This window comes from Sulfurovum sp., assembly GCF_015493435.1.
GTDB lineage: Bacteria > Campylobacterota > Campylobacteria > Campylobacterales > Sulfurovaceae > Sulfurovum.
In genome coordinates this window covers 18,763-34,012 of record NZ_WGDD01000012.1, presented here as the reverse complement: position 1 = coordinate 34,012, position 15,250 = coordinate 18,763, and the positions used below count along the sequence as shown (strand labels likewise).

14 protein-coding genes are annotated in these 15,250 nt (G+C 46.3%); 5 read left to right on the top strand and 9 right to left on the bottom strand.

Annotation, left to right across the window (positions count from 1 at the left end; translation table 11 throughout):
* Positions 1-95 precede the first annotated feature (95 nt).
* Both F8L24_RS02270 and metH read right to left on the bottom strand, forming a co-directional pair.
* Positions 96-275 (bottom strand): hypothetical protein, encoded by a 180-nt coding sequence (locus tag F8L24_RS02270; protein WP_294951325.1) that lies wholly within the window; start codon positions 273-275, stop codon positions 96-98.
* Positions 276-278: 3 nt separating this feature from the next.
* The gene (gene metH / locus F8L24_RS02265; protein ID WP_294951323.1) at positions 279-3,788 is read right to left on the bottom strand and encodes a methionine synthase; all 3,510 of its coding nucleotides are present in this window, start codon (positions 3,786-3,788) and stop codon (positions 279-281) included.
* A 309-nt stretch (positions 3,789-4,097) separates the two neighbouring features.
* On the opposite strand from metH, the gene F8L24_RS02260 reads away from it, so the two are divergent.
* The gene (locus tag F8L24_RS02260) at positions 4,098-4,553 is read left to right on the top strand and encodes a PAS domain-containing protein (RefSeq protein WP_294951321.1); all 456 of its coding nucleotides are present in this window, start codon (positions 4,098-4,100) and stop codon (positions 4,551-4,553) included.
* A gap of 11 nt (positions 4,554-4,564) precedes the next feature.
* Here F8L24_RS02260 and F8L24_RS02255 read toward each other — a convergent pair whose 3' ends face one another.
* The 4 genes from F8L24_RS02255 to F8L24_RS02240 form a co-directional block, all read right to left on the bottom strand.
* Positions 4,565-4,795, bottom strand: a complete 231-nt coding sequence (locus F8L24_RS02255; RefSeq protein WP_294951319.1) for a hypothetical protein — start codon at positions 4,793-4,795, stop codon at positions 4,565-4,567.
* 61 nt (positions 4,796-4,856) lie between these two features.
* Entirely contained in the window at positions 4,857-5,819 is a 963-nt protein-coding gene (lpxD, locus tag F8L24_RS02250; protein ID WP_294951317.1) for a UDP-3-O-(3-hydroxymyristoyl)glucosamine N-acyltransferase, read from the bottom strand.
* Positions 5,820-5,882: 63 nt separating this feature from the next.
* Complete coding sequence (ilvN, locus tag F8L24_RS02245; RefSeq protein WP_294951315.1) at positions 5,883-6,362, bottom strand: acetolactate synthase small subunit; 480 nt, start codon at positions 6,360-6,362, stop codon at positions 5,883-5,885.
* Complete coding sequence (locus F8L24_RS02240) at positions 6,362-8,071, bottom strand: acetolactate synthase large subunit (RefSeq protein ID WP_294951313.1); 1,710 nt, start codon at positions 8,069-8,071, stop codon at positions 6,362-6,364. Before F8L24_RS02240 ends, ilvN begins: the two co-directional genes overlap by 1 nt.
* Positions 8,072-8,273: 202 nt before the next feature.
* On the opposite strand from F8L24_RS02240, the gene F8L24_RS02235 reads away from it, so the two are divergent.
* Together F8L24_RS02235 and F8L24_RS02230 are read left to right on the top strand one after the other, a co-directional pair.
* Complete coding sequence (locus F8L24_RS02235; RefSeq protein ID WP_294951311.1) at positions 8,274-9,746, top strand: ATP-binding protein; 1,473 nt, start codon at positions 8,274-8,276, stop codon at positions 9,744-9,746.
* Entirely contained in the window at positions 9,733-10,422 is a 690-nt protein-coding gene (locus F8L24_RS02230; protein WP_294951309.1) for a response regulator transcription factor, read from the top strand. Before F8L24_RS02235 ends, F8L24_RS02230 begins: the two co-directional genes overlap by 14 nt.
* Positions 10,423-10,633: 211 nt before the next feature.
* On the opposite strand, the gene F8L24_RS02225 is transcribed toward F8L24_RS02230, so the two are convergent.
* On the bottom strand, positions 10,634-11,545 hold the full coding sequence (locus F8L24_RS02225) for a phosphatase (protein WP_294951307.1): 912 nt from the start codon (positions 11,543-11,545) through the stop codon (positions 10,634-10,636).
* A 79-nt stretch (positions 11,546-11,624) separates the two neighbouring features.
* A complete protein-coding gene (gene ilvA, locus F8L24_RS02220) occupies positions 11,625-12,836 on the bottom strand; it encodes a threonine ammonia-lyase (RefSeq protein ID WP_294951305.1) in 1,212 nt (403 codons plus the stop codon).
* Positions 12,837-12,890: 54 nt separating this feature from the next.
* Here ilvA and F8L24_RS02215 point away from each other — a divergent pair, with 54 nt between their 5' ends.
* Positions 12,891-13,319 (top strand): CoA-binding protein, encoded by a 429-nt coding sequence (locus F8L24_RS02215; RefSeq protein WP_294951303.1) that lies wholly within the window; start codon positions 12,891-12,893, stop codon positions 13,317-13,319.
* A 21-nt stretch (positions 13,320-13,340) separates the two neighbouring features.
* Here the strand turns inward: F8L24_RS02215 and trmA are convergent, their stop codons facing one another.
* Positions 13,341-14,456 (bottom strand): tRNA (uridine(54)-C5)-methyltransferase TrmA, encoded by a 1,116-nt coding sequence (gene trmA, locus F8L24_RS02210; RefSeq protein ID WP_294951301.1) that lies wholly within the window; start codon positions 14,454-14,456, stop codon positions 13,341-13,343.
* A gap of 140 nt (positions 14,457-14,596) precedes the next feature.
* Between trmA and F8L24_RS02205 the strand changes: the two genes are divergently transcribed.
* A complete protein-coding gene (locus F8L24_RS02205; RefSeq protein ID WP_294951300.1) occupies positions 14,597-15,250 on the top strand; it encodes a response regulator transcription factor in 654 nt (217 codons plus the stop codon).

Sequence of the window (15,250 nt, the reverse complement as noted above, 5' to 3'; positions counted from 1 at the left end):
TTTGGAGATATTTATCTCACACGAATTATAGCACGCAACATTAACTCAATGTAAACATAGGAGGGTATTAAGGGGAAAATGATAGATTGGGTCGACTAATGCAGCATTTGCAAAACAAACCCTATCAGGTAGAATGCTATGATTGCACCTACCGTCCATACCATTGCTTTTTTTACCCCGATAGTAGGATTGTGCGTTCCACAGTGCGGACATCTTTTGACACCGTCATCCACCTCCTGTTTGCAGTAGCGGCAGGGTATCTGTTTTTTTGACATCCGCTATACCGCGTAATACGTAGCTTTGGGATGGTGTACCACCAAAGCCGTTGTACTCTGTTCCGGGTGTATCTGGAAGGTTTCGCTCAACTCAATGCCGAACGCTTCGGGTTTAAGCAGATCGAAGATAATACGGCTTTGTTCGAGATCGGGACAGGCCGGATAGCCAAAAGAGTATCTCGCACCGTGGTAACGGTTCATACGGACATCCCTCAGTGTGGCACCTTCGTCTTCCCTTAAAATGCCCAGATCCATACGTATTTGTTTATGGGCCACTTCCGCCAGGGCTTCGGCAAGCTCTACAGAAAAACCGTGGACCATATTGTATTCGAGGTATTTACCCGCATCGTACAGCTCTTTCTCGTAAGCGGAGAACTTTGAGCCTGCGCTTACACAGGTGATCCCCAGAACATCGTGCCGTTCATGTCTGAAAAAGTCACTCAATGCCCTGTAGGGTTTTCTGCCCTGTCTCGGAAAGGAAAAAACATATTCTGCACGCCCCACTACCTCTTGAAACGGTTCTCTGTCTGCATTTTCATCGACATTCCAGCCTTCTGATTCGGGAAAGACCAAAAGTTCCCTGTCATTGCTGCGTACAGGGAAATAGCCGTAAATGATCGTCGGATCAAAAAGGTCTTTCTCCAAAAATTCTCTTTTGAGCCTGTCATAGGCAGGATAGACCTTTTCTTCCAGCATCTTCTCATACTCTGCTCTGTCCATTTTTCCTTTTTTGTATCCCCAGTGCATTTTAATGACGGTTTTCTGGTTGACCCAGTCAAAAACCATATTCAGATCAAGGTCGGCTTTTTGCAGTACCCTCCTTCCCCAGAACGGCGGTGTCGGGATATCGACCGGTTCGGGCATGGCAATTTCTTCAAATGGCGGGATCACCACTTTTTTCTTCTTTTTTTTCTCTGCTCTTTCGACCATATCCCCCGCAAGGCGTGTATCGAGTCCGGCAGCAGGGTCTTCATTGTACTTTTCGATCCGGCTCATGGCGATCACACCGTCAAAGGCATCACGACAGTAAAAAATGGGGCCTTTATAGACAGGTCGGCAGAAATCGTCGACAAACGAGCGTGTCAGAGCCGCACCGCCGAGCATGACCGGTATTTCCAGTCCCATTTCCGCCATTGTTTCAAGGTTGTCTTTCATAACAGCCGTTGATTTGACCAGCAGGCCGCTCATTCCTATAGCCTGGATGGACTTTTCATTCATGACATCCAGGTATGCCTGCAATTCCGTTTTGATCCCCACATTGATCACTTTGAAGCCATTGTTGGAAAGGATGATATCTACAAGGTTCTTCCCGACATCATGCACGTCTCCTTTCACTGTTCCGATGACCAGCGTGGTATCGGTCTCCTTTTCCTGCTTGGTCAGGTAGGGGTTCAGGTAGTCAACCGTCGCTTTCATGGTTTCCGCAGATTGCAGCACGAAAGGAAGCTGCATCTGCCCCGAACCGAAAAGCTCACCGACCACTTTCATGGCATCGATAAGAATTTCGTTGACAATGCGGTCTGCTTCAATCTCTTTTCTTGCCTCTTCTACCAGAGGGATCATTCTTTCTTTGTCACCGTCAAGCAGAAGTTTGGCAATTTTTTCTTCATTGTTCATCGCTTCGTACTCTTCATCTGTAGCGCCCTCATCGAGCGTTTTGTCAGAAAAATGTTCTATGAATTTGAAAAGTGACGTATCATCCGGATGAAAAAGCAGTTCTTCACAGATATCGATATCTTCCCGGCTCATTTTTGCCATAGGCACAATATGTTTGACATTGATGATGACAGAAGTCATGCCTGCCTGTATGCAGTGGTGCAGAAAAACAGAATTCAGGTAGACTCTGGCATTTTTGTCCAGTCCGAAAGAAATGTTTGAAAGTCCGAGTGTAGAACCCACTTCGGGATGCCGTGTATGCAGTTCCCTGATTGCTTCGAGCGTCTGAATGGCAGCATCCCGGTACTCAAGGTCACCCGAGCCTACGGTAAAAGTCAGCATATCAAAAATAAGGTTTCGCGGATCGATCCCGTGTCGGTTCACACAAAGATCGTAAATACGCTCTGCCATTGCCAGCTTCGTCTCTGTCGTCTTTGCCATACCGGTTTCATCTATGGTCAGACAGACCAGCGCAGCACCGAATTTTTTGGCCAGCTGACAAATGGCATCGAGTTTGGCTTCCCCGTCTTCCAGGTTGACCGAGTTGATGATAGGCTTTCCACCAATGCACTTGAGTGCCGACTCCATCGTATTGACACGCGTGGCATCAGGCATGAGAGGCAGCGGGATCTTCTGGTTGTAGAGTTCCATAACCGCAGCCATGTCCGTGGCACCGTCCCGTCCGGCAAATTCGACATTTACATCGAGGCAGTGTGCTCCGTCGCGTACCTGTGCCTGCCCTACGGTCAGTGTACCTTCGTAGTCACCGGCAATGATGAGTTCCCGGAACGCTTTGGAACCGGTAGCATTGCTTCTTTCACCTATGAGCAGCGGAGCAGGTTCCTGGAAGAGTTCGGTCGTATTGAACAGCGAAGCGATGGAGGGTTCTATGGAGCCTGTCGGCTTCTTTGGCCTTATGTTCCCTACCGCTTTTTTCAATGCCTGTATATGCTGCGGTGTCGTACCGCAGCATCCGCCCAGAAAACTTACACCGTCAAATTCGGTAAATTCCAGCTGTTTCTGTGTGAATTCATCCGGTCCCATCGGATAATAGGTGTACCCGCCCCTGTTTTGCGGCAAACCGGCATTGGCATGGATGGAAATGGGAATACGGCACAGTTCGCTCAGCGTCTTGAGATGCTTCTTTACCTGGTCGGGACCGGTACCGCAGTTGAATCCAAGCGAGAGAATATCGAAAGGTTCCAATATTGTTACAATGGTGGTAGCATCCGTACCGATGAGCATGGAACCGCTCAGTTCGATGGTGACAGAGATCATCACAGGCAGTTGGGTTTCACGCTCCTTGTTTGCATCCTGGCAGGCATGCAGTGCCGCTTTGATCTGAAGCGGGTCCTGGCAGGTTTCCAGAAGGAAAACATCACATCCGCCATCTATGAGGCCCAGCGCGCACCGTTTGTACCCTGCATACATTTCATCATACTGGATGTGGCCCAGAGAAGGCAGTTTGGTCCCCGGACCGATGGAACCAAGCACAAAACGGGGCTGTTCGGGAGTACTGTACTCCCGGCATACAGCACTGACAAGCTCGGCACCTTTTTTGGAAAGTTCATAGGCACGTTCACCCATCTGGTATTCATCAAGTACCCACGGCATTGTTCCGAACGTATTGGTTTTAATAAGGTCGGCACCTGCCATGGCATAACGCTTGTGAATACGTCCGATCAGTTCGGGAGCTGTATCATTAAGCAATTCGTTGCATCCTTCCTGCGAAACACCCTTGTCATCGATCCAGGCTTCCTCGGGTACTTCAAGGTCCTGTATCTGCGTACCCATGGCTCCGTCGATGACAAGTATACGTTCTTCTAAAAGTGATTTGATGGTTTCTGTAATAGACAACTCATTCCTTCTTCATGGGATTTACCCCAATTATAATATATTTGCCATTGTATCAAAGTATCGTTAAACCCGAATTAGGTTTGGTATTCGGCATGTTTTGCAGATATTCTTGAATCTATAAAGTCTAAAGTGCTATAATCTACTAAAATAATTATAATTAATGTTTTGAAAAAGCCAAATCTGTTGTGAAGCAAGAATGCAAAGCCATGGTCCGGGAGCAAAGATCACCAGCTTGCCAGACTGTAATATATTGTTTTCTTTCAACAGTTATATCAGCTTTTTCTCTACGCATAGTGAAGGGTAACGAAGATGGGAAAAACAATCAAAAACATTATTACGGGAAAGACGATCACCAAACCTGAACCGGTGGATACAGAGGTACCCTTTGACGGCGGTGTCATGATCACAGAGACAGATACCGCTGGCATCATTACCTATGCCAACCGTAAATTCAGGGAACTGACCGGATATACCAAGGAAGAGCTCATAGGCTCCCCTCACAGTATCAACAGGCATCCCGATATGCCCAAGGCAGCTTTTGCCGGTATGTGGGACACCATCAAAAACGGCAACTACTGGGAAGGCTATGTCAAAAATATGACCAATGAAGGCAAATACTATCTTGTCGTCGTGTGGATCAAGCCGAAAGTTGATGAAGACGGAAAGATTACAGGCTATATTGCCGGCCGTAAAGTCCCCGATCCAGACGCCATGAACAGAGCGCTTGCGCAATATAAAGAGATGAAAGCCGCTGAAGCGTCATAGCAGCTTTGAGACTACAGACTTTTTTTAGCTTCCTGCAGTGCTGCGATAACTGCATCGATATTCGCTTTGGGGATATGGACTTTCCAGTCCGGTTCCTCTGCTCTGCCCTGAAGTGAGATACCGATACTTGCCACACTCCCGCTCTCCTTGCCGTAAGGTTCACTGATCGTAGACACTGTTATTTTACCGTCTTTTGTTCCACTCAGTGCAATTTCATCTATTGCTGTCATTGTTCCACTCATCATAACTCCTTAATAATAATATATATGTGACCATTATAACACAAATTGTTAAGCGAACCTTTTATGAGGGTTTACGTTTCAGCAAAGCTGATATTTTTGCCTGCAGTCTCAACCATAAACGGTGCTCTATAGCAGGAAAACCGCCATATGTTTTACCGCCTTCAAGTGATTTTGTAGCGACGCATCTCCCTGCCAATGTGGCAAAATCACCGATCTTCAAATGCCCCGTGGTTGCACTCTGTCCCCCCATAACGACATTTCTGCCCAGGGTGGTCGAACCCGAAAGACCGACCTGGGAAGCGAAAAGGCAGTATTCTCCCACATCGCAGTTATGTGCGATCTGTATAAGATTGTCTATCTTGGTGCCTTTTCGTACGTACGTCGTCCCGAATACCGCTCTGTCTACCGTACAGTTCGCACCGATCTCTACATCATCTTCAATGACCACATTGCCGTTCTGGTATATCTTGACATGCTCCCCTGTTCGCGTATGGGCAAAACCGTACCCGTCAGAGCCGATGACCGTACCACTGTGCACAATACAGCGTTTTCCCAGCTGCGTACCGTGGTACAGGGTTACATTGGGATGCAAAAGCGTATCCGAACCAACCGTCACATTGTCTCCGAGATAACAGCCTGCCAACAGGGTCACATTGTCACCCAGAGTAACATTTTTTCCAAAACGTACCTGTTCGTCTATATCGCATCCTTTACCTGTTTCAGGGTCTTCTCCCCTTGTCTCGATCTTGTGGGCAAAAAGTCTGGATGCCAGTGCAAGTTTAAGGTAAGGTTCATCCGTAACAAGTGCGATACTTGTTTCAGGCAGCAAATCTGCATGTTCGGCATCTATCAAGACCGCACCTGCCTTGGTCTCCGGCAGTTGCGAAGCATACTTTGCATCGTTAAAAAAGCTGAGCTGGGAAGGAGATGCTTCACTGAGCGTATGAATACCGTCGATCTCGATATCTTTGCCCTGATAAGCCAGGCCGATCGTTTTTGTAATTTGAGAGAGTGTGTAAGTCATAAAGAGAATCCTTTATATATAAGGGGAAGGTACCCGCCAGGGGACCTCTACAGTGGTTATCGTTTACCGTTCTATGGCAACTACGCCGCTGCGTACAGTTTCACAGGGGTTGTAACGCTGCGCCGCTTCAATAAAATGTTTGATACGCTTTGGTTCATCTGCGACCTGCGCAATGACCATTTCTCTTCCTACGTTGACGATACCGCCGTTATATGCCGCAGCCAATGACGCAATATCACTCAAGTTTTCGGCAATAGGAAATTTTACCAATACCATTTCTTTTTCCACCATCTCTTCGTGTTCAATGACCTTATAGACCGGGATCAGTTTATGCAGCTGTTTGGTGATCTGTTCCATGACTCGGGCATTTCCCTTGGTCTCGATGGTAATATGCGACATTTCACTGTTCGGGATGGGTGCAACCGTCAAAGACTCGATATTGTAGCCCCGTCCTGCAAAAAGCGCTGTCACCCTTGCAAGTACCGAACTTTCATTCATTACAACCACGGAGATCACACGTCTTTCATTCATTGTCTTGGCCATTATTTCTCCTCCCCGTCTGTTTCACTTTTTGGCGGCAGCATCATATTGAACAATGCGCCTCCTGATGGTACCATTGGCAGTACATCTTCAAAACGGTTCACAGCAACATTCATAAAACAGACTTTGTTCTGTTCCATTGCATCTTTGACCGCGGCATCAAATTCCACTTTGGTCGTCACATCGTACCCGATACCGCCGCAGGCTTCCGCAAGCGCTTTCCAGTTGGGCTGGAAGGTCAAGTCGGTCTCTGAGTAGCGCTTCTCGTAGAAGAAGGTCTGCCACTGTCTGACCATCCCGAGAAAATGGTTGTTCAGGATCATATTGATCACCGGTATTTTATATTCTGCTGCTGTGACAAGCTCCTGCATATTCATCAGGATGGAACCGTCACCCGTAACATTCACCACTGTTTTTTCGGGAAAAGCCCTTTTGGCACCGATCGCAGCAGGGAAACCGAATCCCATGGTTCCCAGACCGCCGGAGTTGATCCATTGTCTCGGTCTGTCGAACGGATAGTGCTGCGCCGCCCACATCTGGTGCTGCCCGACATCCGAAGTAATGATAGCATCTTCACCGATGAGTTCACCGATACGCTCGATCGCCCATTGGGGCTTGATCACTTCATCACTGTCAATATAGGACTGCGGATGCAGTTCATTGTAACGCTTGAGTATTTCTCTCCAGGCGCGGTATCGGTCCGTCTCGACTCCCTCCAGCAGCGGGATCATCTCTTCAAGTACTCTTTTGACATCTCCGACGATCGGGTAATCCACCTCTACCAGTTTGCCGATATTCGCTGCATCAATATCTACATGGATCACATCGGCATACTTGGCAAACTCTGAAAGCTTTCCCGTCACCCTGTCGTCAAATCGTGCACCCAGAGAAATGACAAGGTCAGTCTCCGACATTGCCATGTTGGAAGCATAATTGCCGTGCATACCGAGCATACCGAGCAAGAGCGGATTTTTCGCACCCATAACCCCCCGTGCCATCAGTGTTTCAACCGCAGGTATCTGTGTCTTTTCTGCAAGTTTCCGTACCAGTTCATAAGCATTGGAGAGTACAACGCCGCCGCCAAGATAAAGCAGCGGTTTCTTGGCCCTTTTGATCGCTTCTACCGCTTTTTCAATCTGACGTTTGTTCCCCTTGTATGTCGGTTTGTAGCTTGGGATACTGACCGTATCAGGGTATTTGAACTTTCCTATTTCTACAGTAATATCTTTGGGAACGTCAACAAGTACCGGTCCGGGTCTTCCGCTTCTTGCAATGTAAAACGCTTCTTTGAGAACACGGGGAAGTTCTTCAAGCGAACGTACCAGGAAATTATGCTTCGTACACGGTCTCGAAATACCTACTGCATCGATTTCCTGAAAACCGTCCGTACCGATAAGAGACAAAGGTACCTGTCCTGAAATAACAACCATGGGAATAGAATCCATATAGGCGGTTGCCAGTCCTGTCACCGCATTGGTAAACCCCGGTCCGCTCGTGACCATGGCAACACCTACTTCACCGGTCGCTCTTGCATATCCGTCTGCGGCATGTACCGCTGCCTGTTCATGACGGTTGAGAATATGCTCAAAACCGTTCTGCTTGTATATTTCGTCATAAACGTGCATGATCGCACCGCCAGGATAACCGAAAACAGTCTTGACACCCTCAGCAATGATCGCTTCACACACCATCTGTGCACCATTCATCTGCATGGTTTACACTCCGTATTGTATTAATTTTAGTCTGATTATAGCAAAATAAGATTAGAGAGTATGGCATAAAAAATAAAAAATAGGAGAAAAAAATTCTTTTTACTTGATCGGTATCATTAAAAGAATATACTTTTTTTATTATACTCCCAGTATGGATTTTACAGAGGCTATTGAAATATCAAACCGTATTTACTGGGTGGGAATGTATTTAAAACATGATCCGTTCCAATGCCATCCCTATCTGATAGAAAACGGCAATGAATCGATCCTTATTGACCCCGGTTCCATGCTGGAATTCGATGCCGTTGTCAAAAAAGTCAATACTGTCACCGATATGAAACAGATCAAATATATCATCCTGCACCACCAGGACCCGGACCTTGCCGCCTCGGTCCCCGAAATGGAAAAACTGATCGGCCGCAGTGATCTGCGCATCATTACACATAGCAGAATGGTACCGCTTGTCAAACATTACCTTATTCAGTCCGACTATTATGAAATTGACAAGCATGAACACCAGCTGCACAGCAGAGATCTCCATCTGCACTTCATTACCACACCCTACTGCCATTCGCCGGGGGCATTCGTCACCTATGAACCCTCAACCAAGACTCTTTTCTCAGGAGATATCTTCGGCGGCATAGAGGAATCCTGGGAATTTTATGCCGAAGATGACTATTTTGAAAAAGCCAAACAGTTCCATGCCGAATATATGCCAAGCAGAGACATTTTCAATTATTCACTCACCAAAATAGAAGCACTGGATGTCAACCTCATCGCCCCGCAGCATGGATCGATCATTCCCAAGAGCAGGATCGCCCCGCTGATCGGACAGATGAAGGCACTCGAATGCGGACTCTACATTGAAAGAGAATACAAGGACCGTCTTATTCATACCATTGAAGAACTGAAAGAAAAAGACCTTGCACTGCGAACTTCTCTTCAGGAGATCAAAATGAAAGAGGAGCTGCTTTTTCAGAAGACAAAAATGGCCGATATGGGGGAGATGGTCGCCAATATCGCCCACCAGTGGCGTCAGCCCCTTGCTCTCAACAATACCCTTATTTCCATTCTGAAAGAAAAAAACGACAGAGAGATCCTGTCCCATGATGAACTCGCTGTAAAGCTTCAGGAAATGGAAAAGAATATCCAGTATATGTCAAAAACCATCGATGACTTCATGCACTTCTATCATCCCCGCAAAGAAAAAAGCCGTTTTTGCGTTTCGGAGGTTATTGAACATGCGCTCGAGATCACACGCCCGATGCTGCATAAAGCAGGTATTTCCGTAACTGCCGACAGAGATCAGGCACTTTACATAGACGGCTATATGAACGAATATATGCAGGTACTCATTTCCATCCTGAACAATGCGAAGGATATGCTGAAGAAAAGAGACATATCTGAACCGATGATCAACCTTATGCTTTATGCATCAGAAGGCAATGTCATTCTCACCGTAAAAGACAATGCCGGAGGAGTTGAAGCAGAAAATCTGCACCGCATTTTCGACCCGTACTTTACCACCAAACACAAGTCACTCGGTACAGGACTGGGACTTTATACGGCCAAGATGATCATCGAAAAGAACATGAACGGTTCGCTCAGTGTTTCCAATACCCGTGAGGGTGCACAGTTTACAATAAAAATGGAGAACCCGGATGCAGCATACTAAAATGAACCCTGTCAGCATACTGATCGCCGAAGATGAAAAAGACCTTCTGCATTCCATGTCAGAATATCTGGAACTTTTTTTTGAAACAGTGTACCGGGCCAGAGACGGCATAGAAGCGTTTCGCATATACAATGACTGCCATCCCGATATTATCATTGCCGATATCAACATGCCCCGTCTGGACGGCCTTTCGATGATAGAAAAAATACGCAGGAATGACCAGGAGACCAAGATCATCATCACTTCTGCCCATTCCGACAAAGAAAAGCTCATGCAAGCCATAGAACTGCATCTGGTCAAATACCTTATCAAGCCTGTACAGAGCGATACACTGAAAACACTTCTTTTTTCACTGGCGGACGGGCTGAGACAACAAAAGAACATACTCGATCTCAAAGCCTCTTTTCAGTGGCACAAAGGGAAGAAAAGGCTCTATCATAAAGGAGAAGAGGTTCTGCTGAAGCCCAAAGAACAAAAAACCCTTGCACTGCTCTGTACCCGTCCGAACCAGACCGTTTCCGCTATAGATATCTACAATCATTTGTACGAAGATCAGCCCGAAAGAGATTTTTCCGCCCATGCCATTACTTCCTTAATGAAACGCTTGAGACAGAAACTCCCCCAGGAAACGATCAAAACAGCCTATGGGGTCGGATATATTTTACAGACAAACTGAAAAATTCCATTTTTTTTCTATTTTGACAAACTTTGACATATTCTTTGTTTATAATACGTTTTAAGAGGTGAAAGTATATTTCTCCCCCTTGTATTCTTATATACTATACTAAGCCTCTGAATTACCACACTGACCAACCTGAGTAATAGAGTTGACATACACTGACTTCTATTCTTGTTCCTTTAGTTCGTCTCCGGAAAGTGTGGAGATTTTACCGGCATGCTTTCAGGGCAACACCTTCTCGCAGACCGTCATCAATCACTACGCACTTTTCAAACTCGACAATGCTGTAAAGCTGCTTGAAGATAAGTATACCCGCAGCAATAAGGTCGCTTCTGCCTGTGCCTACCGTCTCTTCACGCATTTCAAAAGGCATGGCAAGCAGTTTTTCCAGATAGATATCCAGTTCCTGTTTTTCAAGTACTGTTCCATTGACCTTTCTGGCATCATAGCCTGCATAATTCTGTCCCAGCTTCATAGCTGCTACCGTGGTTGGGGTACCTGCAGTGGCAATGAATGCATCTACTGTGCCCCGGGTCGCATAAATCTCCGCACAGTACATTTGCATATCAAGCATCTCGCGGGAAAGCGCAGCTTCTATGGCGGCAAGTGTTTCATAGCGCTGTGCGATCGTCACGATACCTACAGGGAAGCTTTTGGAAAAAGTTTCGGTACCAAAAGAAAAAATAAGTTCAGTCGAGCCGCCGCCAATGTCGACAAGTACGAAATTCCGGGCGGCAAGATGCAGTTTCTTCAGCCGGTGCTTCACGGCAGACAGGGTAAGTTCTGCCTCTTCTTTTCCCGAAATAATTTCAAAACGCACACCGGTTTCTTTGTAAATGCGTGCAAGCACATCAGCACTGTTGCGTGCCTGGCGTACTGCTTCCGTCGTCACAGCTTTGATCACGGCACCGGAAAAATCGATTTTTTTTTGTGCTTCTTTTAGTGCATAGATCACACGGTCCACCGCTCCATGGTGGATCACGCCTGTACTTTCAAGCATATCTGCAGTTTTGACGACCTTTTCAAACTCCGTTTCTGCCCTTTGGTTGCGACAATCATACGCCAGTACCCGCAGTGTGTTCGACCCCAGATCGATCGCGACTATATATGGTTGTTGCACTTCTTCCCCCTCCTGAATGTACCATTAAATATCTGCCCACTCACCCCTGCTTCAGGCCCAGACGATACAGCTTATTTTATCAGTGTTCTTCCCTGAAAGCAAAACCGCCTTCTCTGAGCTTTTTGCGAATAAGCTCCTGATGTTCTTCTCCTTTGGTTTCCAGTGCGACGGAAACATGTGCATCTCCAAATTCGAGATCGATGGATGTTCTGTCATAACCAATTTGTACAATATTGGCATCGGTATCGGTCAGTATCTGGGTAAAAGACTGAAGTGCTCCGGGTTTGTCCATCAGTGTCACCATCAGTTTCATTTTCCTTGCCGACTTCATCAAACCTTTTTCAATAATAAGCGAAAGCATCGTGACATCAATATTCCCGCCGCTGAGCACAATACCTATTTTACTGCCTTTCGGAAGATTGATCTTGCCGTGCATCAGCGCAGCCACTCCGACCGATCCGGCACCTTCCACCAGTACTTTCTGCTTTTCGAGCAAAAAGAGGATGGCCGAAGCGATCTCATCTTCGCAGACAGATTCAAAGCCGTCCACATACTTCAAAATATATTTCAGCGTGATCGCAGAGGTATCACGTACCGCGATCCCGTCGGCAATCGTACGTACCGATGTCGTATCAAGAGGCTGTCCGGCATCGTAGGAATTTTTCATTGCCGGTGCGCCCTGGGCCGAAACAGCGATTATTTTGATGTCGGGCTTCAGTGCTTTGGCTGCTGTTGCCATACCGGAAATAAGTCCGCCGCCGCCTACAGGTACGACCATGGCATCGAGCTCCGGCTCTTCCTTCAGCATTTCCAGAGCCACCGTTCCCTGACCTGCCATCACTTCTTCATCGGTGAAAGGGTGCACAAAGTCAAAGCCCTTCTCTTCTCCAAAAGTGACCGCGTAGGCATATGCCTCATCATAATTGCTTCCGTGAAGGATCACATTGGCACCAAATACCTTGACCCCCTGCACTTTGGTCAGCGGTGTTGATTCGGGCATAACAATAGTTGCTTCGATACCGAAATAATTTGCCGCAAATGCCACTCCCTGTGCATGATTGCCCGCAGAAGCAGCTACAACACCGCCTTTTTTTCCCTCTTCAACGAGTGTAGCGATCTTGTTGAACGCACCGCGCAGTTTGAATGCACCGGTACGCTGAAGATTCTCTTTTTTCAGGTACACTTCATATCCGCTCATTTCACTCAGTATGGGAGCATAGGAAAAAGGCGTGTGATGTACCACTCCTTCGAGTCTTTCAGATGCTTTTTTGATCCGGTTTAAGTCCAACATTAATCTTTCCTAAGTATTATAATGGAGAAATTATAGCCAAATAAAGGATAAAACATGGAGTGCGAATTCCCAACAGTAAACTCAAACAAAGAAGAGATCAGAAACATTTTCAACAATGTCAAAACCATCGCGGTTCTCGGGCTTTCCCCCGATCCGGGCAAAGCCAGCCACCGTGTTGCCAAATACCTGCAGGAAGCAGGATACAAGATCGTACCGGTCTACCCCAAAGAAGAGACCATCCTGGGAGAAAAAGTATACCGTTCACTCGCTGAGATCCCTTTTGAGATCGATATGGTAGATATTTTCAGAAAACCGGCAGCCTTTGATGCCATTGCCGATGCCTGTATAGAAAGAGGTGATATCAAAGTATTCTGGGGACAGCAGGGACTGGTCAACAATGCCGCTGCACAAAAGGCAAAAGAAGCAGGCATGACCGTAGTTCAGAACCTCTGCGCAATGGTGGAACACAGAAATATGATGTAACAATTAGCGGAAAATCTTCTTTTATCTTTTCTGCAGAAACACACCGCTTTCCACATGCTCCGTATGCGGGAACTGGTCGTAAACGGCGGCTTCGAGCACGACATGGGTCTTTGTCAGCGTTTCAAGATCTCTTGCCAGCGTTTCGGGATTGCAGGATATATAGATAATATGGTCTATGTTGGAAATGAGTGCTATGGTGCCTTCATCCAGTCCGGCTCTTGGCGGGTCCACCAGTACCGTAGAAAAATCATAGCTCTTTAAGTCGATATCTTTAAGGCGGCTGAACTCCCGTACACCGTTCAATGCTTCCGTCATCTCTTCTGATGCCAGCCTGGCAAAGGTGATATTGTTTATATCGTTGAGCTTACAGTTTTGCAGCGCCGCATGTATGGAACGCTTGGAGATCTCCGTGGCCAGCACTTTATCGAAATAGTGTGACAGCGGCAGCGTAAAGTTCCCCAGACCGCAGTAGCTTTCCAGAAAATCACCGTGCCCTACTTTTTTGGCCTGGACAACTGCCCACTCTATCATTTTGACATTGACTGCCGGGTTGGGCTGGGTAAACCCGCTTTCATATTGGAGATAGGTGAAAGTCTTTCCATCGATATCCAGTTTTTCAGTCACGAATTCATCAGAGAGGATCACCTTCTGCTTGCGGCTTCTCCCCATGATTTTACAGTTCAGTTCGGTTTCCAGTAATTTTGCCTCCTGCGACCAGGTATTATCCAGTTTTCGGTGATACAGCAGGGTAACAAGACACTCATCGGTCGTCGTTGCCAGAAATTCAACAGAAAAAAGACGCTGTTTTAATACATCCTGTGATGCATTGATCTTTTCAAGCAGCTTCCACATACGTTCTTCTATGGATTCAATAACCTTCGGGCACTCTTTTATGGTGACAGCACCTTTCTTTTCAATGTTCCCCATCGCATAGTCGCATCGTTCATCCTCATGCCAAATACGAAATTCCGCTCTGGCCCGGTAATGGGCATCAGGCGAATCGAATACTTCAAGTTTTCCCTGCCAGAACGGTGTCAGCAGTGCAGAAACCTTCTCTTCTTTCTGCTTCAGCTGCTCTGCATACGAGAGCATATACAGACCGCAGGAGCCGCAAATTCCAAAATGTTTACAATCCAAAATGATTCCCCTTTGTTGTTATTACATATTTTATCTTAAATAAAATAAGGAAAACTTCTATTTTCTTGTTTTATATCAAGCATTTTCTGTTGAAAAACAATATATAATAGAACCTTCTCAAAAAACCAGGGGGCGGGGAAATGGAAAAGTGCCAGGACAGGTGTTCGGTCCTCATAGCCGATGATCATGATATTGTGTGTACAGGTGTAAAGTTTTTATTGCAGGAACAGCCCGCATTTGATGTTATTGACCAGGCATTGAACCATGATGCACTTATGCAATGCCTGAATCAAAAGAAATACCAGCTTTTAATTCTTGATCTGAATCTGGGCAATCATCACACTATGCATGACATACGGTACCTTTCAGAACAGTTTCCCCTGATGAAAATACTGGTTTTGAGTATGTACCCGGAAGATCCGTACGCAATGCAGTGTATCCATGAAGGGGCATCCGGCTATGTGATGAAAACACATGTACAGCACGAATTGATACCGGCGATTGAAGCTGTCATGGACAATCGTATCTATATTTCCTCCAAATACAGAGAAACGTTATCCTACGGTATGGAACTTTTAAAAAAAGAAAAACCTTCTCTTTCAACACTTTCGCCGAGAGAATTTGAAATATACAGCATGATCGTTTCGGGTATCAGTTTTAAAGAGATCGCTTCAACTCTGAATATTTCTGCCAAAACTGTTTCTGCCCATCATACACACATACTTCAAAAACTCAGTTTGTCCTCGACTGCACAGCTGATCCATTTTTCATTACAGCAGACAAAGAATCCTTAG